Source organism: Enterobacter sp. JS8-1, assembly GCF_049187015.1.
Classification (GTDB): Bacteria; Pseudomonadota; Gammaproteobacteria; order Enterobacterales; family Enterobacteriaceae; genus Enterobacter; species Enterobacter mori.
Genome location: NZ_CP185805.1, coordinates 1,401,297 through 1,426,133, shown reverse-complemented (window position 1 = coordinate 1,426,133; position 24,837 = coordinate 1,401,297). Strand labels below are relative to the sequence as shown.

The 24,837-nt window shown below is 56.2% G+C and carries 21 protein-coding genes; 5 read left to right on the top strand and 16 right to left on the bottom strand.

The features are described from left to right. Nucleotides 1-15: 15 nt before the first annotated feature. A complete protein-coding gene (mngA, locus tag ACOQH0_RS06690; protein ID WP_421511820.1) occupies nucleotides 16-1,923 on the bottom strand; it encodes a PTS 2-O-a-mannosyl-D-glycerate transporter subunit IIABC in 1,908 nt (635 codons plus the stop codon). A 170-nt stretch (nucleotides 1,924-2,093) separates the two neighbouring features. On the opposite strand from mngA, the gene ACOQH0_RS06685 reads away from it, so the two are divergent. Further along, complete coding sequence (locus ACOQH0_RS06685; protein WP_010428722.1) at nucleotides 2,094-2,810, top strand: GntR family transcriptional regulator; 717 nt, start codon at nucleotides 2,094-2,096, stop codon at nucleotides 2,808-2,810. Nucleotides 2,811-2,894: 84 nt separating this feature from the next. Here ACOQH0_RS06685 and sucD read toward each other — a convergent pair whose 3' ends face one another. From sucD to sdhC, 8 genes are all read right to left on the bottom strand, one after another. After that, nucleotides 2,895-3,764 carry a succinate--CoA ligase subunit alpha gene (sucD, locus tag ACOQH0_RS06680; RefSeq protein WP_008501094.1) on the bottom strand — a complete coding sequence of 290 codons (870 nt, stop codon included), beginning with the start codon at nucleotides 3,762-3,764 and terminating at the stop codon, nucleotides 2,895-2,897. Next, nucleotides 3,764-4,930, bottom strand: a complete 1,167-nt coding sequence (gene sucC / locus ACOQH0_RS06675) for an ADP-forming succinate--CoA ligase subunit beta (RefSeq protein ID WP_047347067.1) — start codon at nucleotides 4,928-4,930, stop codon at nucleotides 3,764-3,766. The genes sucD and sucC overlap by 1 nt, the downstream gene beginning before the upstream one ends. A 117-nt stretch (nucleotides 4,931-5,047) precedes the next feature. Beyond that, a complete protein-coding gene (gene odhB / locus ACOQH0_RS06670; RefSeq protein WP_089598913.1) occupies nucleotides 5,048-6,268 on the bottom strand; it encodes a 2-oxoglutarate dehydrogenase complex dihydrolipoyllysine-residue succinyltransferase in 1,221 nt (406 codons plus the stop codon). A 14-nt stretch (nucleotides 6,269-6,282) separates the two neighbouring features. Then, complete coding sequence (sucA, locus tag ACOQH0_RS06665; protein ID WP_089598912.1) at nucleotides 6,283-9,090, bottom strand: 2-oxoglutarate dehydrogenase E1 component; 2,808 nt, start codon at nucleotides 9,088-9,090, stop codon at nucleotides 6,283-6,285. A 223-nt stretch (nucleotides 9,091-9,313) separates the two neighbouring features. Then, nucleotides 9,314-10,030 carry a succinate dehydrogenase iron-sulfur subunit SdhB gene (gene sdhB, locus ACOQH0_RS06660; RefSeq protein ID WP_010428707.1) on the bottom strand — a complete coding sequence of 239 codons (717 nt, stop codon included), beginning with the start codon at nucleotides 10,028-10,030 and terminating at the stop codon, nucleotides 9,314-9,316. 15 nt (nucleotides 10,031-10,045) lie between these two features. Next, nucleotides 10,046-11,812: a succinate dehydrogenase flavoprotein subunit gene (gene sdhA / locus ACOQH0_RS06655; protein ID WP_089598911.1), complete on the bottom strand. Its 1,767-nt coding sequence runs from the start codon at nucleotides 11,810-11,812 to the stop codon at nucleotides 10,046-10,048. Further along, nucleotides 11,812-12,159, bottom strand: coding sequence for a succinate dehydrogenase membrane anchor subunit (sdhD, locus tag ACOQH0_RS06650; RefSeq protein ID WP_010428702.1), 348 nt, complete (start codon nucleotides 12,157-12,159; stop codon nucleotides 11,812-11,814). Before sdhD ends, sdhA begins: the two co-directional genes overlap by 1 nt. Then, nucleotides 12,153-12,557 carry a succinate dehydrogenase cytochrome b556 subunit gene (gene sdhC, locus ACOQH0_RS06645; RefSeq protein ID WP_020684965.1) on the bottom strand — a complete coding sequence of 135 codons (405 nt, stop codon included), beginning with the start codon at nucleotides 12,555-12,557 and terminating at the stop codon, nucleotides 12,153-12,155. Before sdhC ends, sdhD begins: the two co-directional genes overlap by 7 nt. Nucleotides 12,558-13,196: 639 nt before the next feature. Between sdhC and ACOQH0_RS06640 the strand changes: the two genes are divergently transcribed. Then, a complete protein-coding gene (locus ACOQH0_RS06640; RefSeq protein WP_010428698.1) occupies nucleotides 13,197-14,480 on the top strand; it encodes a citrate synthase in 1,284 nt (427 codons plus the stop codon). A 99-nt stretch (nucleotides 14,481-14,579) separates the two neighbouring features. Here ACOQH0_RS06640 and nei read toward each other — a convergent pair whose 3' ends face one another. The 7 genes from nei to ACOQH0_RS06605 form a co-directional block, all read right to left on the bottom strand. Next, nucleotides 14,580-15,371, bottom strand: a complete 792-nt coding sequence (gene nei / locus ACOQH0_RS06635) for an endonuclease VIII (RefSeq protein ID WP_010428696.1) — start codon at nucleotides 15,369-15,371, stop codon at nucleotides 14,580-14,582. An 18-nt stretch (nucleotides 15,372-15,389) separates the two neighbouring features. Further along, nucleotides 15,390-16,130 (bottom strand): 5-oxoprolinase subunit PxpA, encoded by a 741-nt coding sequence (gene pxpA, locus ACOQH0_RS06630; protein ID WP_010428694.1) that lies wholly within the window; start codon nucleotides 16,128-16,130, stop codon nucleotides 15,390-15,392. After that, a complete protein-coding gene (gene pxpC, locus ACOQH0_RS06625) occupies nucleotides 16,117-17,049 on the bottom strand; it encodes a 5-oxoprolinase subunit PxpC (protein ID WP_108415868.1) in 933 nt (310 codons plus the stop codon). Before pxpC ends, pxpA begins: the two co-directional genes overlap by 14 nt. After that, complete coding sequence (pxpB, locus tag ACOQH0_RS06620) at nucleotides 17,043-17,699, bottom strand: 5-oxoprolinase subunit PxpB (protein ID WP_421511819.1); 657 nt, start codon at nucleotides 17,697-17,699, stop codon at nucleotides 17,043-17,045. Before pxpB ends, pxpC begins: the two co-directional genes overlap by 7 nt. A 14-nt stretch (nucleotides 17,700-17,713) precedes the next feature. After that, complete coding sequence (locus ACOQH0_RS06615; RefSeq protein ID WP_010428682.1) at nucleotides 17,714-18,457, bottom strand: type 2 GTP cyclohydrolase I; 744 nt, start codon at nucleotides 18,455-18,457, stop codon at nucleotides 17,714-17,716. A gap of 10 nt (nucleotides 18,458-18,467) precedes the next feature. After that, nucleotides 18,468-19,880 carry a deoxyribodipyrimidine photo-lyase gene (phrB, locus tag ACOQH0_RS06610; protein WP_421511818.1) on the bottom strand — a complete coding sequence of 471 codons (1,413 nt, stop codon included), beginning with the start codon at nucleotides 19,878-19,880 and terminating at the stop codon, nucleotides 18,468-18,470. 598 nt (nucleotides 19,881-20,478) lie between these two features. Continuing rightward, complete coding sequence (locus ACOQH0_RS06605; RefSeq protein WP_003858637.1) at nucleotides 20,479-20,685, bottom strand: YbfA family protein; 207 nt, start codon at nucleotides 20,683-20,685, stop codon at nucleotides 20,479-20,481. Nucleotides 20,686-20,994: 309 nt separating this feature from the next. Between ACOQH0_RS06605 and kdpF the strand changes: the two genes are divergently transcribed. From kdpF to kdpB, 3 genes are read left to right on the top strand one after another with little or no spacing between them, the layout of a single operon-like run. Further along, nucleotides 20,995-21,084, top strand: a complete 90-nt coding sequence (gene kdpF / locus ACOQH0_RS06600; protein ID WP_014069365.1) for a K(+)-transporting ATPase subunit F — start codon at nucleotides 20,995-20,997, stop codon at nucleotides 21,082-21,084. Then, entirely contained in the window at nucleotides 21,084-22,763 is a 1,680-nt protein-coding gene (gene kdpA / locus ACOQH0_RS06595; protein WP_212474200.1) for a potassium-transporting ATPase subunit KdpA, read from the top strand. The genes kdpF and kdpA overlap by 1 nt, the downstream gene beginning before the upstream one ends. Nucleotides 22,764-22,781: 18 nt before the next feature. Next, on the top strand, nucleotides 22,782-24,830 hold the full coding sequence (kdpB, locus tag ACOQH0_RS06590; protein WP_420984867.1) for a potassium-transporting ATPase subunit KdpB: 2,049 nt from the start codon (nucleotides 22,782-22,784) through the stop codon (nucleotides 24,828-24,830). Nucleotides 24,831-24,837: the final 7 nt, after the last annotated feature.

The window sequence follows — 24,837 nt, the reverse complement described above, 5'->3', positions numbered from 1 at the left end:
CCTGTTTGTGCGTTGTTACGGTATGGCGTCTTCAGTGACGTAGTTGCCCTTTTTCACCGCCTGGCGTCGCCAGAGCAGCAGAATAAAGGTGGAGATTGCGGTACCCACCAGCGCCGCGCCAAACCAGCCCGCCGCCGCAACCACACCGCTCAACCCGGCATCGTGAAGTAAAAAGAGAGAGAAAATACCGGCCCCCGGCGTGGACAACCCGATCCCCATCGCGCCGACAATCGCGCCTGTTACCATGGAGCCGAGCACAAATGAACCAATGACGCGAAGCGGATCTTCAATCGCCATCGGAATCGCCCCTTCGGTGATGCCCGCGAGTCCAAGCAGCCAGGTGGATTTACCGGTTTCAATTTCAAACGGTTTAAACAGTTTCGGTGCCAGCAATGTTGACGCCGTGACGGTGAAGGCCGACACCATTTTGACGGAGGCAAAGATGGCATAGGGACCGTATACCCCGTTAGCCATCGCGCCCAGGCAGAACGCGTAAGAGGCTTTGTTGACCGGGCCACCCAAATCGAATGAGCACATAAACCCGAGGATCGCCCCCAGGAGCAGCGCATTCGCGCCGGACAAACCGTTAAGCCAGGCGGTGAGCGTAGTATTAAGCCAGGCCACCGGCTCACCGATCACAAACAGCATCAGGCTGCCCGCCCCCAGTACGCCAATAACCGGATAGAGATAAAAGGTTAAAAAACCGTTGAAGCGGCTACTCAGGCGAATGTGATTTTTCACCCAGCGCATCAGGTAACCCGCAATCAGCCCGCCGATGATAGCCCCCAGAAAACCGGAGCCGATCATATTGGCCGCAAGACCGGCCGCAAAGCCCGGCGTCAGCGCGGGTTTATCCGCCAGCGAGTAAGCGGTATAGGCTGCCAGAACAGGGACCATCAAAATGCCGAGCATGCCGCCGCCAAGCTTGCGGTACATCCACAGCCATGAGTTTTCCTGGTCGAACAGGTGCTGCAGGCCAAGGATTTGTGCCAGCAGTACCGACACGGCGAGCACCGTCCCGCCGGCGACGATCAGCGGCACCGCAAAGGAGATACCGCTAAGGAGCGCCTGCTTGAGCTCCGTCTTAACGCTCTTTTTTTCTGCCTGTCCGGGAAGTGCTTCAGACGAAGACGGTAATGCCAGCGCGCGCTCAATGAGCGCTTCAGCATGGCGCAGGGGTTCCGCGACGGGCACGGAAATGGCGGGGATCCCCTGAAAACGCTCACTCTCTTTGATCGCCACTTCTGCGGCAAAGATACACGCTTTGGCCTCCTGCAACTGCTGCGCGGTGATGCGCCCCTCAATGCCATTCGCCCCCTGCTTTTCGACCACAACGTTGACGCCCAGCTTACGTCCCGCTTTTTCCAGGTACTCGGCTGCCATATAGGTATGGGCAATCCCGGCCGGACAGGCGGTGACGCAGATGACGGTTGGTGCATTCAACAATGTGGCAACCTCGTCTTCCTGCGAGCCACCGTTCAGCGCATCAAGCAGATCCTCCGCCGTCGCTGCAGCCATAACGCGTTCCCGGAGTGCATCATCTGCCAGGCGAGACGTCAGCGCCGTCAGTACCTGGATATGCGTGGATCCGGCTTCAGCAGGCGGGATGGCAAGCAGGACGATCAGCTCAACGTTTTCAGGGCCGTCCACCCCCTCCCACTCCAGCGGTTCGCTCAGCGTAGCAACCGCAAAAGCTGCTTCGTTCACCCCGCTCGATTTACCATGCGGGACAGCCAGCCCTTCCCCCAGTGCGGTCGGTCCCTGTGATTCACGACGGTAAACCTCCGCCAGAAACGCATCGCCATCGGTAATTTTGCCCAGCGCCACCAGCCGCATCGTAAGCTGGCGAATTGCCTCATCACGGCTGGCATAGTGCGCCTGCACGCAGACAGCGCTGGAGTGGGTCAGAGTCGTCAGGTTCATAAGATCCTCACACGTAACTTGTTATTGTCTGGCGGCAATTGTGGCAGGCAATGCAATACATTTATGTGATCACTTTCACTAACAATGCAAATTTGTATTTAAATTGTATTATTTACAAATTTTACGCTGAAGGCATAATTCCGTGAAAAGGTATTAGAAAGGCAGATTCTATGGGTAACAAACCGATGTACCGGCAGATAGCCGATGCGCTTCGCGAGAAAATCAATACGGGTGAGTTAAAACCTGGCGATGCGTTACCGACGGAATCCAGCCTTCAGGAGGCGTTCAACGTGAGCCGTGTAACGGTGAGACAGGCGCTGAAACTGCTTACGGAAGAGCAGATCGTCGAGAGCATTCAGGGCAGCGGCACCTACGTAAAAGAAGAGCGCGTTAACTACGACATTTACCAGCTCACCGGCTTTTACGAAAAGCTGGCGGACCGAAACGTCGATACGCACAGCGACGTCAGCGTCTTCGAAGTGGTGAAAGCCGATGAGAGACTCGCAGCAAGGCTGGCGATCAACCCGGACGATAAAGTCTGGCACGTCAAACGCGTCCGTTTTATCAAACAAAAACCGGTGAATCTGGAAGAAACGTGGATGCCGCTGGCGATGTTTCCCGACCTCACCTGGGAAGTGATGGAGAATTCGAAATACCACTACGTTGAGCAGCTCAAAAAGCTGGTTATCGATCGCAGCGAGCAGGAACTGGTGCCGATCATGCCGTCAGAAGAGGCGATTGCCGCGCTGTCGCTCGATCCGGCGAAACCGATCCTGGAAAAAGTCTCGCGCGGGTTTCTGAAGGACGGACGGGTATTTGAATACAGCCGCAACGTGTTCAATACCGACGATTACAAGTTCACGCTTGTCGCCAAACGCAGGCAATAAAAAAGGCCGCTTTACAGCGGCCAACCATGTCGAAACGGACATTTTTTTTATTTCAACGCGCCCCATTCAGGGCGCAGAGAGGACTTACTTAATGATGGATTTCAGTGCTTCGCCGATATCCGCAAGGCTACGAACGGTCTTCACGCCTGCGGCTTCCAGCGCTGCGAATTTCTCATCAGCCGTACCTTTACCGCCGGCGATGATTGCGCCTGCGTGACCCATACGCTTGCCTTTCGGTGCAGTCACACCCGCGATGTAACCGACAACAGGCTTGGTCACGTGCTCTTTGATGTAAGCGGCGGCTTCTTCTTCTGCGCTACCGCCGATCTCACCGATCATTACGATCGCTTCGGTCTGCGGATCTTCCTGGAACAGCTTCAGGATGTCGATGAAGTTAGAGCCAGGGATTGGGTCACCGCCGATTCCCACACAGGTGGACTGGCCGAAGCCGTAATCGGTAGTCTGCTTAACCGCTTCATAAGTCAGCGTACCGGAACGGGAAACGATGCCCACTTTGCCCGGCTTATGAATGTGACCCGGCATGATGCCGATTTTGCATTCGCCCGGGGTGATAACGCCTGGGCAGTTCGGGCCGATCATGCGCACGCCTGCTTCATCCAGCTTCACCTTCACGGTCAGCATATCCAGCGTCGGGATACCTTCGGTGATGGTGATGATCAGTTTGATGCCTGCGTCGATCGCTTCCAGAATGGAGTCTTTGCAGAACGGCGCTGGAACGTAGATCACGGTCGCGGTTGCGCCCGTCGCTTCTACCGCTTCACGCACGGTGTTGAACACCGGCAGGCCCAGGTGCGTGGTGCCGCCTTTGCCTGGCGTTACGCCGCCAACCATCTGCGTACCGTAGGCAATCGCCTGTTCGGAGTGGAATGTCCCCTGGCTACCGGTGAAGCCCTGGCAGATAACCTTGGTATCTTTATTAATTAAAACTGACATTATTTCCCCTCCACTGCGGCAACAACCTGCTGAGCTGCATCCGTCAGACTTTTCGCTGCAATAATATTCAGGCCGCTGTCAGCCAGTTTTTTCGCGCCGAGTTCAGCGTTGTTACCTTCCAGACGCACAACAACCGGTACGTTAACACCCACTTCTTCTACCGCACCGATGATGCCGTCGGCAATCAGGTCGCAACGCACGATGCCGCCGAAGATGTTAACCAGAACCGCCTTCACGTTATCGTCAGAGAGGATGATTTTGAACGCTTCGGTTACGCGCTCTTTGGTTGCGCCACCGCCTACGTCGAGGAAGTTTGCTGGCTCACCGCCGTGCAGCTTAACGATGTCCATGGTGCCCATTGCCAGGCCCGCACCGTTAACCATGCAGCCGATGTTGCCATCCAGCGCGACGTAGTTCAGCTCCCACTGTGCAGCCTGTGCTTCACGCGGATCTTCCTGAGACTGATCGCGCATTTCACGCAGATCGGACTGGCGGAACAGCGCGTTGCCGTCAGCGCCCAGCTTGCCGTCGAGGCAGATCAGGTCGCCCTGGGTGGTGATCACCAGCGGGTTGATCTCGATCAGCGCCAGATCGCGCTCCAGGAAGATGTTCGCCAGACCCATGAAGATCTTGGTGAACTGCTGAACCAGCTTGCCTTCCAGGCCCAGTTTGAACGCCAGCTCGCGACCCTGGTAAGGCATTGGGCCCGCCAGCGGATCGATAGCCACTTTGTGGATCAGGTGCGGGGTTTCTTCCGCCACTTTTTCGATTTCCACGCCGCCTTCGGTAGACGCCATGAACACTACGCGACGGGAGCTACGGTCAACAACCGCGCCCAGGTACAGCTCTTTCGCGATGTCGGTCGCCGCTTCAACCAGGATCTGGTTAACCGGCTGGCCGTTTGCATCTGTCTGGTACGTCACCAGACGTTTGCCGAGCCAATGTTCAGCAAACGCACGAATTTCTTCTTTGCTCTTAACAACCTTCACACCGCCCGCTTTACCACGGCCACCAGCGTGAACCTGACATTTAACTACCCACGGGCCGGCACCGATTTTAGATGCGGCTTCTTCTGCTTCACGCGGGGTAGTACAGGCATAACCCACCGGAGCCGGTAAGCCATACCGGGCAAACAGCTGTTTGGCCTGATATTCATGTAAGTTCATGTGTTCTATCCATCCTTCAGGGTAATCGTTATCTTCAAACCTGTAGACCGGCGCGGTGTGTGTGCCGGATGGCGCTACGCTTATCCGGCCTACAGGGCAGGTGACGCTAAAACGTGACTAGACGTCCAGCAGCAGACGCGTTGGATCTTCCAGCAGCTCTTTAATGGCTACCAGGAAGCCCACGGACTCGCGACCGTCAATCAGGCGGTGGTCGTAAGAGAGCGCCAGGTACATCATTGGCAGGATCTCAACTTTACCGTCAACCGCCATAGGGCGATCTTTAATGGCATGCATACCCAGGATCGCGCTCTGCGGCGGGTTAATGATCGGGGTAGACATCAGTGAACCGAATACGCCGCCGTTGGTAATGGTGAAGTTACCGCCGGTCAGGTCGTCTACGGTCAGCTTGCCGTCGCGGCCTTTCACAGCCAGCTCTTTGATGTTTTTCTCGATATCAGCCATGCCCAGGGTATCTACGTCACGCAGAACCGGGGTTACCAGGCCACGCGGGGTAGAAACCGCCATACTGACGTCGAAATAGTTGTGGTAAACCACGTCATCGCCGTCGATAGAGGCGTTCACTTCCGGGTAGCGTTTCAGCGCTTCAACCACTGCCTTCACGTAGAAGGACATAAAGCCCAGACGGATACCGTGACGTTTTTCAAACGCGTCGCCGTACTGCTTACGCAGGTCCATGATTGGCTTCATGTTCACTTCGTTGAAGGTGGTCAGCATCGCGGTGGAGTTTTTCGCTTCCAGCAGACGCTCGGCCACACGCTTACGCAGGCGAGTCATCGGCACGCGTTTTTCGCTGCGTGCGCCCAGAGCAGGCTGCGCTGCCGGTGCTGCCGCAGGGGCTTTGGCTTCTGCTTTCGCAGGCGCTTTCGCCAGATGCTTTTCGATATCTTCGCGCGTCAGACGTCCACCCACACCGGTGCCTTTAATGGCTGCCGCGTCCAGGTTGTGCTCAGCCAGCAGACGACGGATCGCCGGGCTCAGTGCGTCGTTGGTTTGCTCTTCCAGAGACGCCTGCTGGCGCTGCGCTGGGGTAGAGGCTTTCTCATCAGACTTGGCGCTGGACTCTTTGCCCGCACTGTTGCCTTCACGCAAGCGACCCAGGATCTGACGAGAGGTGACAGTGGTACCTTCATCTTCCAGCACCGCGTCCAGAACGCCATCCGCCGAAGCCGGTACTTCCAGTACCACTTTGTCAGTTTCGATTTCTACCAGCACTTCATCGCGCTTAACGGCATCGCCCGGTTTTTTGTGCCAGGTGGCGACGGTCGCATCTGCTACGGATTCAGGCAGGTCGGGAACAAGAATATCTACGCTACTCATTATGTATCCTTTAATTAATCGACGTTCAGCGCGTCATTGACCAGATCTTGTTGCTGCTTCTGGTGAACGGACATATACCCTACCGCCGGAGAGGCGGAGGCCGGGCGACCTGCATAACGCAGAGCAGACCCAAATGGAATCACTTCACGGAAATGATGCTGGCTGCAGTACCATGCGCCCTGGTTAAGCGGCTCTTCCTGGCACCAGACAAAATCATGTACGTGAGCGTACTGTTTCAGCACGTCCTGCATCGCCTGATGCGGGAACGGATAAAGCTGCTCGATACGCACGATGGCGACATCTTTCTGATCGTTCTTGCGGCGCTGTTCCAGCAGGTCGTAATAAACCTTACCAGAACACATCACGACACGCTTCACGCCCTTCGGATCCAGTTCGTCAATCTCGCCGATGGCTGGCAGGAAGGTGCCGTTGGCCAGTTCATCCAGGCTTGAAACAGCCAGCGGATGACGCAGCAGAGATTTTGGTGACATCACCACCAGCGGACGGCGCATACCGCGCAGCGCCTGACGACGCAGCATGTGGTACACCTGAGCCGGGGTAGACGGCACGCAGACCTGCATGTTCTGCTCGGCGCAGAGTTGCAGATAACGTTCCAGACGCGCGGAGGAGTGCTCCGGACCCTGTCCTTCATAACCGTGCGGCAGCAGCATCACCAGACCACACATGCGGCCCCACTTCTGCTCGCCGGAGGAGATGAACTGGTCAATAACCACCTGCGCACCGTTGGCGAAGTCACCGAACTGCGCTTCCCAGATGGTCAGAGTGCGGGGTTCTGCGGTGGCGTAGCCGTATTCAAAGGCCAATACCGCTTCTTCAGACAGCACGGAGTCCCAGACCTTGAACTGGCCCTGACCGTTGTGCACGTGCTGCAGCGGGGTGTAAGTTGAACCGTTGGACTGGTTGTGAACAACAGCGTGACGGTGGAAGAAGGTACCACGGCCCGCATCTTCACCGGACAGACGAACAGGAATACCTTCGTCAACCAGGGTCGCATAGGCCAGGGTTTCTGCACCGCCCCAGTCGAACAGCTTCTCGCCTGCCGCCATGGCCTGACGGTCACCGTAGATTTTCGCTACGCGAGACTGCATTTCGATAGCGTCCGGTACGGTGCTGATGCGTTTAGCCAGCTCCTGCAGGCGCTTCATCTCAACCTTGTTCGGGTAGCTCTCATCCCACTCGTGGTTGAGGTACGGCGACCAGGTAAAGGAGTGCATGTTCATTGGGCGCAGCTCTTTCACTACGCATTCACCCGCATCCAGCGCGTCGCGGTAAAGATTGACCAGCTCGGTCGCATCTTCCAGCGTCGCCACTTTGTCCGCTTCCAGCTTGTCTGCATAGATTTTGCGCGGCGTCGGGTGTTTTTTGATTTTCTGGTACATCAACGGCTGGGTTGCACTTGGCTCGTCAGCTTCGTTGTGGCCGTGACGGCGGTAGCAGAACAGGTCGATCAGCACGTCGCGTTTAAAGGTGTTACGGAAGTCGAGCGCCAGACGGGTGACGAAAGCGACCGCTTCCGGGTCATCCGCATTCACGTGGAAGATTGGCGCCTGCACCATCTTACCGATGTCGGTGCAGTATGGGGTAGAACGCGCGTCCAGCGGGTTAGAGGTTGTGAAGCCCACCTGGTTGTTGATCACAATGCGAACGGTACCGCCCACTTCATAACCACGCGCTTTCGACATGTTCAGGGTTTCCTGAACCACGCCCTGACCGGTGATCGCCGCATCACCGTGAATGGTGATTGGCAGAACTTTGTTGCTGCTCGGCTCGTCCAGACGATCCAGACGCGCACGCACGGAACCGATCACCACCGGGCTAACGATTTCAAGGTGCGACGGGTTAAACGCCAGCGCCAAGTGTACCAGACCGCCTTCGGTTTCGATATCAGACGAGAAGCCCATGTGGTACTTCACGTCGCCGGTGCCGAGGTGTTCTTTGTGTTTGCCCGCGAATTCGTCGAACAGGTCCTGCGGCTTTTTACCCAGCACGTTGACCAGCACGTTCAGACGACCGCGGTGCGCCATGCCCAGTACCACTTCACGGGTACCGCTGTTGCCCGCGTGGCGAATCAGCTCTTTCAGCATTGGCACTAACGCGTCACCGCCTTCCAGCGAGAAGCGTTTTGCACCCGGGAATTTCGCGCCCAGATAGCGCTCAAGCCCTTCTGCTGCAGTCAGTTCGCTGAGGAAACGTTTTTTCTCGTCAGCCGAGAAGGTCGCGTGGCCCGCCACGGATTCGATACGCTGCTGGATCCAGCGTTTCTCTTCTGTAGAGGTGATGTGCATGTATTCCGCGCCGATGGAGCCGCAGTAGGTTTGCTTGAGCGCGTTAATCAGTTCGCCCAGCTTCATCGTGTCTTTGCCGATGGCAAAGGAACCTACGTTAAAGCTTTCCTGGAAATCGGCCTCGGTCAGATCGTGATACGCCGGATCGAGATCGGCCACACGTTCCTGCTGCCACAGTCCCAGCGGATCGAGATTCGCATGCTGGTGACCGCGGAAGCGATAAGCGTTGATGAGCTGCAGGACTTTAACCTGCTTCGCATTGGTGTCAGGGTCGGAAATCGCAGAAGAGTAACGTGAGGCATCCTTCGCCAGACGGCGGAAATAATCACGTGTTTTGGAGTGGAATTGATCCGGTTTGACTCCCGTGCCAGGCAACTCCTGGAACATGGAACGCCAGTTTGCGTCCACTGAGTCAGGATCGGTTAAGAAGTCTTCATAGAGCTGTTCAATCCAGCTCTGGTTCGCACCAGAAAGGAAAGAAGAGTCCAGCCAGGCTTTCATTGCGCCGTTCTGCATCGTGATCCCTTAAGCATTTTTATGCTTACTTTCGCCGTAGAAACTACCACGCACACCACGTGTACGTGCCGGGGTTCACCTGCGAGCTCTTTTCATTTGGCCCGCGAAGGAACCTTTAGAAACTGTCTAAACTTCAGGGCAGTTTTTAAAGGTTTCTGCAATCTATCCCCTCTCCCTTTGGGAGAGGGTTAGGGTGAGGGGAACAGCGCTCCCCTCTCACTACTTACGCACTGCGCTGCAGCAGCATCGACTTAATATGGCCGATGGCGCGCGTCGGGTTTAGCCCCTTAGGACACACACTGACGCAGTTCATGATGCTATGGCAGCGGAATACGCTGAAAGCGTCACTCAGTCCTTCCAGACGGTTATCGGTTTCGGTGTCGCGGCTATCGATCAGGAAGCGATAGGCAGCCAGCAGACCGGCCGGGCCGATAAACTTGTCCGGGTTCCACCAGAACGACGGGCAGGACGTAGAACAACATGCGCAGAGAATACACTCGTACAACCCATCGAGTTTTTCACGCTGCTCAGGAGACTGCAGGTGCTCACGAGCGGGTGGATTTTGCCCATTATTCAATAAGTAAGGCTTAATCTTCTCATATTGTGCATAGAATTGCCCCATGTCTACCACCAAATCACGCACGACCGGCAGGCCTGGCAGAGGACGGATAACAATTTTCTGACCAGGACGCTGCAACGCTGAAATTGGCGTGATGCAGGCCAGACCATTTTTGCCGTTCATGTTCACGCCGTCAGAGCCACAGACCCCTTCACGGCAGGAGCGGCGGAACGACAGCGTTGGATCTTTTTCTTTCAGCTGCATTAAGGCATCCAGCAGCATCATGTCGCGACCTTCTTCCGCTTCCAGGGTGTAATCCTGCATACGCGGAGCGTCGTCTACATCCGGGTTATAACGATAAACTGAGAATTCGAGTTTCATTATCCTGTCTCCGCATTAGTAAGTACGAATCTTCGGCGGGAACGCCGGACGCAGTTTCGGTTCCATGTTGACGCTACGACGCGTCATGGATTCCGACTCTGGCAGATACAGGGAATGGCACAGCCAGTTTTCGTCATCACGATCCGGGAAGTCGAAGCGGCTATGCGCGCCACGGCTTTCGGTACGGAAGTTTGCCGACACCGCAGTGGCGTAAGCGGTTTCCATCAGGTTATCCAGCTCCAGGCACTCTACGCGCTGGGTGTTGAACTCGCTTGAGGTATCGTCCAGACGGGCATTTTTCAGACGCTCGCGGATCGCTTTCAGCTGTTCAAGGCCTTTGGCCATCGCGTCACCTTCGCGGAATACCGAGAAGTTATGCTGCATGCATTCCTGCAGCGCTTTACGGATTTCCACCGGATCTTCGCCGTTACGGTTACCGTTCCAGCGGTTGAGGCGCGCGAGAGAGGCATCAATTTCGTCATCGGTTGCATCGCGCAGTGCGCCTTGCTCGGCAATGGATTCCTGCAGATGCAGACCCACTGCACGACCAAACACCACCAGGTCCAGCAGGGAGTTGCCGCCCAGACGGTTTGCGCCGTGTACGGATACGCAGGCAATTTCGCCTACCGCGAACAGGCCAGGAATAACCACGTCTTCGCCCTGCTCGTTCACGGTCAGCGCCTGTCCGGTCACTTTGGTCGGAATACCGCCCATCATGTAGTGGCAGGTTGGGATAACCGGAATCGGCTCTTTCACCGGGTCGACGTGTGCGAAGGTGCGGGACAGTTCCAGGATACCCGGCAGACGGGATTCCAGAACCTCTTTACCCAGGTGGTCGAGTTTCAGCTTCGCGTGTGGACCCCATGGGCCGTCACAGCCGCGGCCTTCACGGATTTCGATCATGATGGAACGCGCCACCACATCACGACCCGCCAGGTCTTTCGCATTCGGGGCATAACGCTCCATGAAGCGCTCGCCGTGCTTGTTCAGCAGGTAACCGCCTTCACCGCGGCAGCCTTCTGTTACCAGAACGCCTGCACCGGCGATACCGGTTGGGTGGAACTGCCACATTTCCATATCCTGCACCGGCACGCCAGCGCGGATAGCCATACCGACACCGTCACCGGTGTTGATGTGGGCGTTGGTGGTGGACTGATAAATACGGCCTGCGCCGCCGGTCGCCAGCACGGTAGCGCGGGCTTTGAAGTAAACCACTTCACCGGTTTCGATGCACAGCGCGGTACAACCGACGATTGCGCCATCGGCGTTTTTCACCAGATCCAGCGCATACCACTCGGAGAAGATGGTGGTGTGGTTTTTGAGGTTTTGCTGATAGAGCGTGTGCAGCAGCGCGTGACCGGTACGGTCAGCCGCTGCCGCAGTACGTGCCGCCTGTTCGCCACCGAAATCTTTCGACTGGCCGCCAAACGGACGTTGATAGATGGTGCCATTTTCCAGACGGGAGAACGGCAGACCCATGTGGTCCAGCTCCAGAATCGCTTCCGGGCCGGTTTTACACATATATTCGATGGCGTCCTGGTCACCGATGTAATCGGAACCTTTTACCGTGTCGTACATGTGCCATTCCCAGTTATCTTCATGGGTATTACCCAGCGCAACGGTGATACCGCCCTGAGCAGACACGGTGTGCGAACGGGTTGGGAACACTTTAGAGAGCAGCGCACAGGTTTGGCCGCTCTGGGAAATTTGCAGTGCGGCACGCATACCTGCGCCACCCGCACCAATCACTACAGCATCAAATTCTCTGACTGGCAGTTTCATTACACACCCCACACCACAACGAATCCATAAATAACGTAAACCACCAGGGCAACAACAATAACCAGCTGCAGAGGAAGGCGAATCGCCAGTGGTTTAACGTAATCGGTCAACACCTGCCACATGCCAATCCAGGCATGAATAAGGATGGAGAACAGCGCCAGCAGGGTGAACACTTTGGTGAAGGCAGATCCGAAGAACCCGCTCCAGATTTCCCACGTCAGCGTGCCGCTGGTCGCGAAGAAACCGATCATATAGATGATGTAAAGGGTGAGAACGATGGCGGTAGCACGGACCAGGATGAAGTCATGTACGCCGTTGCGTCCTAATGCGGAGGCGTTGCTTACCATACGAGAACTCCTGCGAGAAGTGAAAGCACGACAGTGATCACAAATGAAATGTTAGCGGAGCGTTTCCCGGCTTCGAATGTCTCTTCCAGGTAGCCGAAGTCCATCAGCATATGGCGAACACCCACCACAACGTGGTACGCCAGCGCGGTCAGAATGCCCCACATGATGAATTTCACGAAGAAGCTGTTCATGATGGCAGAGGCCTGGAGGAATCCTTCAGGAGAAGAGAGGCTGGTGCCCAGTAACCACAGCAGAATACCGACCGCCACAAACGTAATCACACCGGATACACGGTGCAGAATGGACGCTATTGCTGTTACAGGGAACCGGATCGTTTTGAGATCCAGATTGACAGGTCTTTGTTTTTTCACATTTCTTATCATGAATAACGCCCACATGCTGTTCTTATTGTTTCCTTCCTCCGGACTGCGATGCGGGTCAAGCAGCGTTCCTTTTCTATAACTGCGCGTCATGCAAAACATTGCTTCCAAATGCTAAAACGACACGTTACAACGCTGGGTGGCTCGGGATTGCAGGGTGTTCCGGAGACCTGGCGGCAGTATAGGCCGTTCACAAAATCATTACAATTAACCTACATACAGTTTGTCGGGTTTTCTCTGGAACAGTGATCAGGGTCACGATAACAACATCTTTTTAATTTTTAATCATCTGATTTGACAAATGTTAAACAATATTGTTACAAACGTCAGCAGAAAAGGCATATAATGCGCAAAAGTTATGAGGTCTCACTTTCACCTGACAAATAGTTATGTAACAGTGTGATGGTATTGACCGAAGTTATCAGGACAGTTATTAGTGATATACAGGTTTGAATAATTCGGACTGCAAAAACGCTGATTTGCTGTTGTTTCACTGATATTTCATTCGTTTACCTGCAAGGCGCCATAGCTCTGTACCCTGGTTTGTCCTCGTGAGCTGAGCGGTAAGCCAAATAACAATCTGGTAACGGTGATTAACAGCTGAAAGCAAATCCGGTAAAGCGCAGTCTTAAGCATAAGGCGCTAAGGAGACCGTAAATGGCTGATACAAAGGCAAAGCTCACCCTGGGTGGTGACACTGCTATTGAACTGGATGTGCTAAAAGGCACGCTCGGTCAGGATGTTATTGATATCCGTACGCTGGGTTCCAAAGGAGTTTTCACCTTTGACCCTGGATTTACCTCTACCGCATCTTGCGAATCCAAAATCACCTACATTGACGGTGACGAAGGTATCCTGCTCCATCGCGGCTTCCCCATCGATCAGTTAGCCACCGAATCCAACTATCTGGAAGTGTGCTACATCCTGCTGAACGGCGAAAAACCAACGCAGGCGCAGTACGATGAATTCAAAACCACCGTGACCCGTCACACTATGATCCATGAGCAGATTACCCGTCTGTTCCATGCGTTCCGTCGTGACTCTCACCCGATGGCGGTGATGTGTGGGATTACCGGTGCGCTGGCGGCGTTCTACCACGACTCCCTTGACGTGAATAACCCACGTCACCGCGATATCGCGGCGTTCCGCCTGCTGTCCAAAATGCCTACCATGGCGGCGATGTGCTACAAATACTCCATCGGCCAACCGTTTGTGTATCCACGTAACGACCTCTCCTACGCGGGTAACTTCCTGCGCATGATGTTCTCCACGCCGTGCGAAGAGTACGAAGTGAACCCGGTACTGGAACGTGCGATGGACCGTATTCTGATCCTGCACGCTGACCACGAACAAAACGCTTCGACCTCCACCGTCCGTACCGCAGGCTCTTCAGGCGCGAACCCGTTCGCCTGTATCGCTGCGGGCATCGCCTCCCTGTGGGGACCGGCGCACGGCGGCGCGAACGAAGCGGCACTGAAGATGCTGGAAGAGATCAGCACCGTTGAGCACATTCCTGAGTTCGTGCGTCGCGCGAAAGACAAGAATGACTCCTTCCGCCTGATGGGCTTCGGTCACCGTGTTTACAAAAACTACGACCCACGCGCGACCGTCATGCGTGAGACCTGCCATGAAGTGCTGAAAGAGCTGGGTACCAAAGATGACCTGCTGGAAGTGGCGATGGAGCTGGAACACATCGCGCTGAACGACCCGTACTTCATCGAGAAGAAACTCTACCCGAACGTCGATTTCTACTCTGGCATTATTCTGAAAGCAATGGGCATTCCGTCTTCCATGTTCACCGTGATCTTCGCCATGGCCCGTACCGTAGGCTGGATTGCGCACTGGAACGAAATGCACAGCGAAGGCATGAAAATCGCCCGTCCTCGTCAGCTGTATACCGGCTACGAGCAGCGTGATTTTAAGTCTGATATTAAGCGCTAAAAGACGTTGGGTGCGGCCTGATGCCCTCACCCCGGCCCTCTCCCACAGGGAGAGGGTGAAAACACTAAAAACGGTAACCTAAGGGTTACCGTTTTACTTTTACATCTGGCACCCGGGACACCAGTAAAACGGTCGTGAAGAGAGTGTGGTTCTCTCAATAATGCCACCACACCTTTCGCATTTCTTTCCCGCCCGATGAAACACCTTGAACCGGAACAGCGCCCCGTGATGCGTGTTCTCATCCACCACGCCACGCGTGTTGTACGACAGCCGCGGAATATCCAGCAGCGCGTGGGATAACGCCTCCAGCTGTTCATCATTCAGCTGAGACGCTTTATGCTGCGCCGCCAGCCCCACTTCCCACAGAATTTCCACCCGCAGATAGTTACCTAACCCTGCCAGGAACGCCTGATCGAGCAATAACCCGGAAAATTGCCGGTTGCGGAACTTGGGGGATAACAAGCGGGCTTTAACATCGTTTGCCGTCAGGCGCATGTCCAGCACGTCCGGCCCGACCCGCTGTAAGAACGGGTGAGTGAGCAGTTGCTCCGGCGTTAACATTTCAATATCCGACGCGCTGTAAAGCAGGATTGCTTTATCCGCCGTTTGCAGCCTGACGCGCAGTACGCGGGTGGTTTGCGGCTGCTCGTCCGCCTCCACCACTCGCCAGACGCCGTACAGCTGGTTATGGCTATATAACGTCAGGTTATGGGAAAAGTGCGTAAGTAAGGCCTTGCCGCGCGTTTCAATATGGGTCACCGTCTGCCCCACCAGCTGTGATTCAAACGGTTTTAGCTGAGGAAAAGCAAACCACACATTCGTCAACGGTTTGCCCTTTATCGCCGCCTCCAGGCTATCCGCCGCGCGGCGGATCTCCGGACCTTCTGGCATGTTATTGTCCTTTCCTGATTATTCTGCGCTGACCAGAATGCCCTCTTCAGAGAACGCCGCCCGTAAGCGGCGCGCGAACTGAAGCGCATGCTCGCCGTCGCCGTGTAAACACACCGTATCGGCCTGAACGTTTGCCAGTGTTCCGTCCACGGCGGTCACCCGCCCGGCACACACCATCTCCAGCGTCTGCGCCAGCGCTTTACCTTCATCGGTTATCAGCGCCCCAGCCTGCGTGCGAGGGACCAGACTGCCATCGGGCTGATAGCCGCGGTCGGCAAAGACTTCCTGACGCGTAGTCAGCCCCAGCCGCTTCCCGGCGCGAATCAGCTCGCTACCAGCCAAACCTACAAGGATAAGCTGCGGATTACTGTCCCGCACCGCGCGGGCAATAGCGTCCGCCAGCGCCGGGGCTTTCGCCGCCTGGTTGTAGAGCATGCCGTGCGGCTTCACGTGGCGCATAACACCGTTCTCAGCGCGCACCATCGCCTCCAGCGCACCAATCTGGTAGAGCACCTGAGCGTAGACCGTCTCCGGCGGCAGATCCATCGCCGTGCGGCCAAAGTTCTCCCGATCCGGGAAGCTGGGATGAGCGCCAATCGCGACGCCGTTTTTGATGGCATTACGCACGCTCTCCAGCATGGTTTGCGCATCCCCCGCGTGAAATCCGCAGGCGATATTGACTGAGGAGACCAGCATCATCAGTTGAGCATCTGCGCTTCCGCCCTCGCCCAGATCGGCATTTAAATCAATCTTTACCATCAAGCCTCCACGCCAGCTGCTCGAGATAACGCTGCTGATCCTGCCGCGCCTTAAGCGCCTCCTCCAGCGAACACTGCACGAAGTGAATCGGCTGCCCGAGAGGAATTTGCGCCAGATGGTAGCGATCGGCTTCGATTATGCAGGCAATTCGCGGGTATCCGCCCGTGGTTTGCGCATCGTTCATTAACACGATGGGCTGACCGTTGCCCGGCACCTGAATGACCCCCGGCAATAACCCATGGGAGAGCAGTTCCCGGTCCGTCGTGCGGGTCAGCGGCTGCCCCTGCAGGCGGTAGCCCATACGGTTACTCTGCGGACTGAGCTTCCACGGCGAGCGCCAGAAGGACTCTTTGGAAGCCTCGTCAAACTCATGATATTCCGGCCCCGGTAAGGCGCGGATCTGGTTTCCCCACAGCAGCTGCTTCACGCCCTGCGTGGTCGAGAAATGGCGCGCGGAGGGTTTGATTGCCAGCCGATCGCCGTCGCGCAGCAGACGCCCTTCATGCCCGCCGATGCCCGCCTTCTGATCGGTACTGGATGAGCCCAGCACCTCCGGCACGTCAATGCCGCCAGCCACCGCGAGATAGCTACGCACACCGTGTAGCGGACGCTTGAGCGTCAGACGCTGTCCGGCTTTCGCCCGCAGCCGCCAGCCGGTCCACACCGCTTTACCATCCAGCGTGGCCTCACAGCCTGCGCCGGTTAAGGCAAACCAGGTCTCCTGGCCAAACTCAATCACACACTGGCCGAGCGTAATTTCGAGCGCGGCCGTACTGCCGGGGTTGCCCACCAGCACGTTAGCAATCTCCAGCGCAGGCCTGTCCAGCGCACCACAATAGCTCACGCCGGACTGACGCAGGCCAAAACGGCCTGCATCCTGCACAGAGGTGTAAAGCCCTGCGCGAATAAGCGTTAACATACCCCCTCCTTTTGCGGGATAAAGCGAAGGGTATCGCCGGGACGCAGGAGTATTGGCGTCTCCCGTCCGGGTTCAAATAACGGCGTAGCCGTGTGCCCAATAAGCTGCCAGCCGCCGGGCGATGCCAGCGGATAAACGCCAGTTTGCTCGCCGCCGATAGCCACCGTCCCCGCCGGTACGCTCAGACGCGGTTCGGCACGACGCGGCGTATGCAGTTGGGGAGGCAATCCGCCCAGATACGGGAAGCCGGGTTGAAACCCCAGGAACCAGACCACGTAGTTAATTGAACTGTGCAACTCAACCACCTGCTTTTCTGTTAACCCGCAGTGCGCTGCCACAACGCCAAGATCCGGCCCCCCCGTGCCGCCATAGACGACCGGGATCTCAATGGCACGTGATTCCGGCTCCAGCGCTTCACTCTCTTCCCACCAGCGCTGCAGGCGTTCGATGGCATCCAGGGCTTTCGTGTGCGGGTTGCGCAGCACGACGGTGATATTGTTCATGCCCGGAATGGTTTCAACCACTTCAGGTATATCGGCCAGACGCTGCGTCAGCCGCCAGATACGCTTTTGCGTGGCAAGCGTGACCGGGGGTTCAAGCTCCAGTACGACGGCGGTTTCACCCAAAAGATAACAACGCGCTCTCTGCACTCGGGCACCTCTCATCAGGCCGGATTGGGAATATCAATAAAGGTCACATCCAGATCGGTATTTTCCGTCAGCCACTCGCTGAGGGCGCGAATGCCGCCTCGTTCCGTTGCATGGTGACCTGCCGCGTAAAAATGGAGCCCTTGCTCGCGGGCGGAGTGAACCGTCTGCTCAGACACTTCCCCCGTGATAAAGGCATCAACGCCGAAACGCGCGGCGCTATCGATAAAGCCCTGCCCGCCCCCGGTGCACCAGGCCACACGCTTCACGGTATCGGGTCCCGTGTCGCCACACCACAGCGGACGACGTCCGAGGCGCGCTTCGATCCACGACGCCAGCTCGAGACCCGGAACCGGCATCGCCAGTTCGCCCCACGGCACCAGCGGTTCGATTTCCCCCATCACGGTAATACCCAGCAATTGCGCTAACTGCACGTTGTTACCCAGTTCCGGGTGCGCATCCAGCGGCAGGTGATAACCGTACAGGTTGATGTCATTTGCCAGCAATGTTTTCAGGCGGTTGCGCTTCATACCGCGAATAATGGGGGATTCGTTCTTCCAGAAATAACCGTGGTGAACGATGACCGCATCGGCTTCCTGACGCACGGCTTCATCCAGCAGCGCCTGGCTTGCCGTCACGCCGGTGATAATTTTCTGCACCGTTTCACGCCCTTCCACCTGCAGGCCGTTCGGGCCGTAGTCGCTGAAGGAGGTGCTGTTCAGTTTTTCGTTAATCAGGCTTTCCAGTTCGCTGTTTTTCATCATCACTCTCTCATACTTTGCGCGCGGCTTCGTACGCCGCCAGCGTGGCGACGCGTGCCTGTTTGTGGTCGACAACCGGACGGGGATAATCGAGCTTTACGCCCTGTTTATCCGCCCATGCCCATGGGTCGTGGATCGCTTTCGCGGGGACAACGTTAAGTTCAGGTACCCACTGGCGGATAAACTCGCCGTCCGCATCAAATTTTTGTCCCTGCGTCGTCGGATTAAAAATCCGAAAATAGGGAGCCGCATCGGTGCCGGTGGAGGCCGCCCACTGCCAGCCACCGTTATTCGCCGCGAGATCGCCATCGATCAGCTGAGAAATAAAATAGCGCTCTCCGATACGCCAGTCGATAAGCAGATCTTTCACCAGAAAGCTGGCGGTAATCATCCGCAGGCGGTTGTGCATCCATCCGGTTGCATTGAGCTGACGCATGGCGGCATCGACAATGGGGAAGCCCGTCTGTCCGCATTGCCAGGCTCTGAGCTGCTTATCATTCGACTGCCACCTTACATTATCAGTCCATTTAATGAATGGGCGATGTTTACATAAATCAGGGTGATACGTCATCAGGTGGCGATAGAACTCGCGCCAGATAAGTTCATTGAGCCAGACAGCCCCTGCGCCACCGTCCAGCGCCTGCGGCTGTTCTGCCAGCAGGCGATGCAAACACTGGCGGGGAGAGATCGCACCCAGCGCGAGACAGGCCGACAGACGGCTGGTACCTTCAACGGCGGGGAAATCCCGACGCGCTTCGTAATCAGCCGCATTCTGTTTACAGAACTGCCGGAGTTGGGCAATAGCCGCTTTCTCATCGGCGGGAAACAGCGTTTCATCAAACGCCTGCTGAGGGTAATCAAACGTCAGCTTTGGCAAATCCGTCACGGGCTCGCCCCGCGCGGCAGGCGCAGCAACGCACTCCGGCAACGCCTCCTTCAGGCGTTTGATAAAGGCGTTTTTAAACGGCGTAAAAACTTTATACATCTCGTGGTTGCCGGTCATCACGCTGCCCGGTGCCAGCATCACGCTGTCGTCAAACCCTTCACAGACGACCCCTTCCAGCACGTTCTCCAACTGACGATCCCGCTGCTGCTCGTTGAATTCATACTGGTAGTTATAAAAAAGATGCCTGACGTCATGTTGCTCACAGATCTCCTGCAGCGTCTGGAGCTGCGCGGCAAAATCACTCACATCTTTATAGAGAAGCGGTATGCCTTTTCCGGCAAGCGAGTGCTGCAGATCGTTCAGATACGCCCGGAGCAAGGCCGCCTGTCGGGGGGCCATATCGTGCTGCCGCCACTGCTCGGGCGTAGCCATAAACAGTGCCAGTACGTTAGCGTCTTTGGCGCGGCAGGCTGCCGCAAGGGCGATATTGTCATGTACGCGCAGGTCCGCGCGAAACCAAACCAGATGGGTGGGCATAAAACTCCAGGCAATTGTCCATTATGTCCGTAAGGGCATGCCGTAAAAGGAAAAAGCATGCATTGAACTACTTTGCCATGAAGTGTAGACGGGATGAAATAAAAAAGGCCGCCCGAGGCGGCCTTAACGCTACTTGTCCTGCGCTATCGTGGTAAATGCAATAAACACGGTCGGTTCATCACTTTTCACAACGAGTGCGCTGGCGACAATGAACGCGATGCAAAAATAGCGTTTCATTATGCGGTCCCTGCAGCTAACCGCTCCACCGTTCACCACCGGTGATAAGTCGGTGGACACAAGCCCGGGTAGGCGGGCTGCTTTACGGTTGTGAATACACCTTTCCCAGGACCGATGCCCATTTGCGAGATGGCGGAAAGGGACGCAGCATCATAATTAACATCCGCGGCAAAGGTAAGATACTCAAATAAAATTAGGATTTTATAAAGGCTTTGAGGGATTGCCATCTGCTTGCAGGAGGGTATGATAAAAATCCCGGGTAGGGGCTGCAAGACCACCCAACGGACCGCGAATCCCGAGGGACAAAAAAACCGCCACATTGCTGTAGGCGGTTTTTTTATTGCTGTGTGTAGTCTTCGTATCAGTAGAAATCGCAGGTCGCTTTCTCGGCCTGATCCATCCACACCGGCTTCTCGCTGGTTTTCGCCCAGACGCGGTGCAGATAGCTATAAAAACGTGCACGATCTTTCCAGAACAGCATTACCGGCAGTGCCAGCACGCCAGCCACTACGGCGAAAGTGCGACGCATGAAAATGATATGAGCCGGAAACTCTTTATAAAGATCCATATTTTTCTCCCCTATAGTTGGCCGGAAACGTCATCCGGAAAATTCAAAATCTGTGACCTGGCTAAAATAATATCGCTTTGTTTGTAATTTTACTACTCATCCGACCACTTATTTTTATCCATTTAGTGAATATTTACATTCACGCCGTAATTAAGTTACAAAAAAGTTAACGATTTACTTATCAATGGTTAAATTGTGGGTATCTCCATTTTTATACTTTTTTTACACCCTCCCGCCTGATTTTTGCGAAATCTTTGCGCCGTAAATCCTACCTTTAGCACAAATACAAATGTCACCCGGAGGTGGATTGTGAGTGCAGGTTTGATTGCCGGCATTGTGCTGGTGTTCCTGTTATTGGGTTATCTGGTCTACGCCCTGATTAATGCGGAGGCATTCTGATGGCTGCTCAGGCGTTTTTGCTTATCGCCAGCTTTTTACTGGTGTTGTTCGTACTGGCCAGGCCATTGGGAACAGGACTGGCAAGGCTGATCAACAACGTAGCCTTACCGGGCACGGGAAGCATTGAAAAAGGGATCTGGCGGGTACTGGGAATAGACGATCGGGAGATGAACTGGCGTCAGTATCTGATGGCCATTTTGCTGCTAAACATCGTCGGGCTGGTTGTTCTCTTCGCCATGCTGATGCTGCAGGGGAGCCTGCCGCTTAACCCGCAGCAGCTGCCGGGCCTGTCCTGGCATCTGGCGCTGAACACAGCAGTGAGCTTTGTGACCAACACGAACTGGCAATCCTATGCCGGTGAAACCACGCTCAGCTATTTCAGTCAGATGGCTGGCTTAACCGTGCAAAACTTCCTCTCTGCGGCAAGCGGGATAGCGGTGATCTTCGCCCTGACGCGTGCATTTGCCCGTCAGAACATTGGCACGTTGGGCAATGCCTGGGTCGATCTGACGCGCATAACCCTGTGGGTGCTGGTGCCTGTGGCACTGTTGATTGCCCTGTTCTTTATCCAGCAAGGATCCCTGCAAAACGTGCTGCCTTATGCCCCTTACACCTCACTGGAAGGCGCAAAAGAACTCCTGCCGATGGGGCCAGTGGCCTCGCAGGAAGCAATTAAAATGCTTGGCACTAACGGCGGCGGGTTCTTCAATGCCAACTCATCGCATCCCTTTGAAAACCCAACGGCGCTGACCAACATGGTGCAAATGCTGGCGATCTTCCTGATCCCCGCCGCGCTGTGTTTTGCCTTTGGTGATGTGGTTAACGATCGCCGCCAGGGGCGCACCCTGCTGTGGGCAATGTCGCTAATCTTCGTGGTTTGCGTGGCGCTGGTGATGTGGGCCGAATGGAACGGTAACAGCCACTTCATGCAGTTGGGTGCCAACAGCAACATCAATATGGAAGGCAAAGAGAGCCGCTTTGGCATTCTCGCCAGCAGCCTGTATGCGGTGGTCACCACGGCGGCGTCGTGCGGGGCGGTTAACGCCATGCACGACTCCTTTACCGCACTCGGCGGCATGATCCCAATGTGGCTTATGCAAATTGGCGAAGTGGTCTTTGGCGGCGTCGGCTCTGGGCTGTACGGCATGCTGCTGTTCGTTCTGCTCGCCGTATTCATCGCCGGTTTGATGATTGGCCGTACTCCGGAATATCTGGGCAAAAAAATCGACGTCCGCGAGATGAAATTAACCGCCCTGGCGATTCTGGTCACCCCTGCCCTCGTTCTGATCGGCACCGCGCTGGCGCTGATGACCGACGCCGGACGCAGCGGCATCTTTAACCCAGGCATTCACGGTTTTAGCGAAGTGCTTTACGCCGTCTCGTCTGCCGCCAACAACAACGGTAGCGCCTTTGCAGGCTTAAGCGCTAACTCACCGTTCTGGAACTGTCTGCTGGCGTTTTGCATGTTCGTGGGGCGTTTCGGCGTGATTGTGCCAGTAATGGCGATCGCGGGAGCGCTGGTGAGCAAAAAAATCCAACCGACCACCACCGGTACGCTACCGACACACGGCGCGCTGTTTATCGGCCTGCTGATTGGCACCGTGCTGCTGGTCGGTGCCCTGACCTTTATCCCCGCCCTCGCGTTAGGCCCGGTCGCGGAAACCCTCTCTTTACGCTGATTTTGCGGAGAATTTGTCATGAGTCGTAAACAACTGGCCCTGCTCGAACCGACGTTAGTTCGTCAGGCCCTCATGGATGCGGTGAAAAAACTGAGCCCACGCGTGCAGTGGCACAACCCGGTGATGTTTATCGTCTGGATAGGGAGTTTACTCACCACCGCGCTGGCAGTTGCGATGGGTACGGGGCATCTTCCGGGTAATGCAGCCTTTACCGGTGCCATCAGCCTGTGGCTGTGGTTTACCGTGCTGTTTGCCAACTTCGCAGAAGCGCTGGCGGAAGGGCGCAGTAAAGCACAGGCTAACAGCCTGAAAGGGGTCAAAAAAACCGCCTTCGCGCGCAAATTACGTGAACCTAAACACGGCGCGCAGATGGACCACGTTCCGGCAGATGAACTGCGTAAAGGCGACGTGGTACTGGTCGAGGCCGGTGACATCATCCCGTGCGACGGGGAAGTCATTGAAGGCGGCGCATCGGTGGACGAAAGCGCCATTACCGGGGAATCCGCGCCGGTTATTCGTGAGTCTGGCGGTGACTTCGCCTCCGTGACGGGCGGGACGCGCATTCTCTCCGACTGGCTGGTGATCCAGTGCAGCGTTAACCCGGGCGAAACATTCCTTGACCGGATGATCGCCATGGTGGAGGGCGCGCAGCGTCGCAAAACGCCGAACGAGATTGCCCTGACCATTCTGCTGGTCGCCCTGACTATCGTTTTCCTGCTGGCAACCGCGACGCTGTGGCCGTTCTCCGCCTATGGCGGCACGGCGGTCAGCATCACCGTACTGGTGGCGCTGCTGGTATGTCTGATCCCAACCACCATTGGCGGATTGCTGTCCGCTATCGGTGTCGCCGGGATGAGCCGTATGCTGGGCGCGAACGTCATCGCCACCAGCGGACGCGCCGTTGAAGCCGCCGGTGACGTCGACGTACTGCTGCTGGATAAAACCGGGACCATCACCCTCGGCAACCGCCAGGCCTCTGATTTCCTGCCCGCACCGGGCGTGGATGAAAAAACGCTCGCGGATGCCGCACAGCTCTCCTCTCTGGCCGATGAAACGCCGGAAGGTCGCAGCATCGTGATTCTGGCTAAGCAGCGTTTCAACCTGCGCCAGCGTGACGTGCAAAGCCTGCATGCCACTTTCGTCCCCTTCACCGCGCAGACCCGCATGAGTGGGATTAACATTCAGGACCGAATGATACGTAAAGGCTCCGTTGACGCCATCCGTCGCCATATCGAAGCCAACAACGGTCACTTCCCGCCTGAAGTAGACAAACTGGTCGAAAGCGTCGCCCGACAGGGAGCCACGCCGCTGGTGGTGGCGGAAGGCGCGAACGTGCTGGGTGTGATTGCCCTGAAGGATATCGTTAAGGGCGGCATCAAGGAGCGTTTTGCTCAACTGCGCAAAATGGGCATCAAAACGGTGATGATCACCGGGGATAACCGCCTGACCGCTGCCGCCATTGCCGCCGAAGCGGGCGTGGATGATTTTCTTTCTGAAGCGACGCCGGAAGCGAAGCTGGCGCTGATCCGCCAGTATCAGGCGGAAGGCCGTCTGGTCGCGATGACCGGGGACGGCACCAACGATGCCCCTGCCCTGGCGCAGGCCGACGTGGCGGTGGCAATGAATTCCGGCACGCAGGCGGCAAAAGAGGCGGGCAACATGGTTGACCTCGACTCTAACCCAACCAAGCTGATTGAGGTAGTGCACATCGGGAAACAGATGCTGATGACGCGGGGTTCACTGACCACGTTCAGCATCGCCAACGACGTGGCGAAGTATTTCGCCATCATTCCGGCGGCGTTTGCGGCAACCTATCCACAGTTGAATGCGCTGAACGTGATGCACCTGCACTCCCCGGCATCGGCCATTCTCAGTGCGGTTATCTTTAACGCCCTGATCATTGTCTTTCTTATTCCGCTGGCGTTGAAAGGGGTGAGCTATAAGCCGCTGACGGCGGCCGCCATGCTGCGCCGCAACCTGTGGATTTATGGTCTGGGCGGGCTGGTTGTGCCCTTTATTGGTATTAAGGTTATCGACGTGCTCCTGACGCTGTTCGGGCTGGTCTAAAAGGTGA

Bases quoted from the DNA above. Each gene is read 5' to 3' on its own strand.
- mngA (WP_421511820.1), bottom strand. From the start codon at position 1,923: ATGAACCTGACGACTCTGACCCACTCCAGCGCTGTCTGCGTGCAGGCG.
- ACOQH0_RS06685 (WP_010428722.1), top strand. From the start codon at position 2,094: ATGGGTAACAAACCGATGTACCGGCAGATAGCCGATGCGCTTCGCGAG.
- sucD (WP_008501094.1), bottom strand. From the start codon at position 3,764: ATGTCAGTTTTAATTAATAAAGATACCAAGGTTATCTGCCAGGGCTTC.
- sucC (WP_047347067.1), bottom strand. From the start codon at position 4,930: ATGAACTTACATGAATATCAGGCCAAACAGCTGTTTGCCCGGTATGGC.
- odhB (WP_089598913.1), bottom strand. From the start codon at position 6,268: ATGAGTAGCGTAGATATTCTTGTTCCCGACCTGCCTGAATCCGTAGCA.
- sucA (WP_089598912.1), bottom strand. From the start codon at position 9,090: ATGCAGAACGGCGCAATGAAAGCCTGGCTGGACTCTTCTTTCCTTTCT.
- sdhB (WP_010428707.1), bottom strand. From the start codon at position 10,030: ATGAAACTCGAATTCTCAGTTTATCGTTATAACCCGGATGTAGACGAC.
- sdhA (WP_089598911.1), bottom strand. From the start codon at position 11,812: ATGAAACTGCCAGTCAGAGAATTTGATGCTGTAGTGATTGGTGCGGGT.
- sdhD (WP_010428702.1), bottom strand. From the start codon at position 12,159: ATGGTAAGCAACGCCTCCGCATTAGGACGCAACGGCGTACATGACTTC.
- sdhC (WP_020684965.1), bottom strand. From the start codon at position 12,557: ATGTGGGCGTTATTCATGATAAGAAATGTGAAAAAACAAAGACCTGTC.
- ACOQH0_RS06640 (WP_010428698.1), top strand. From the start codon at position 13,197: ATGGCTGATACAAAGGCAAAGCTCACCCTGGGTGGTGACACTGCTATT.
- nei (WP_010428696.1), bottom strand. From the start codon at position 15,371: ATGCCAGAAGGTCCGGAGATCCGCCGCGCGGCGGATAGCCTGGAGGCG.
- pxpA (WP_010428694.1), bottom strand. From the start codon at position 16,130: ATGGTAAAGATTGATTTAAATGCCGATCTGGGCGAGGGCGGAAGCGCA.
- pxpC (WP_108415868.1), bottom strand. From the start codon at position 17,049: ATGTTAACGCTTATTCGCGCAGGGCTTTACACCTCTGTGCAGGATGCA.
- ACOQH0_RS06615 (WP_010428682.1), bottom strand. From the start codon at position 18,457: ATGAAAAACAGCGAACTGGAAAGCCTGATTAACGAAAAACTGAACAGC.
- phrB (WP_421511818.1), bottom strand. From the start codon at position 19,880: ATGCCCACCCATCTGGTTTGGTTTCGCGCGGACCTGCGCGTACATGAC.
- ACOQH0_RS06605 (WP_003858637.1), bottom strand. From the start codon at position 20,685: ATGGATCTTTATAAAGAGTTTCCGGCTCATATCATTTTCATGCGTCGC.
- kdpA (WP_212474200.1), top strand. From the start codon at position 21,084: ATGGCTGCTCAGGCGTTTTTGCTTATCGCCAGCTTTTTACTGGTGTTG.
- kdpB (WP_420984867.1), top strand. From the start codon at position 22,782: ATGAGTCGTAAACAACTGGCCCTGCTCGAACCGACGTTAGTTCGTCAG.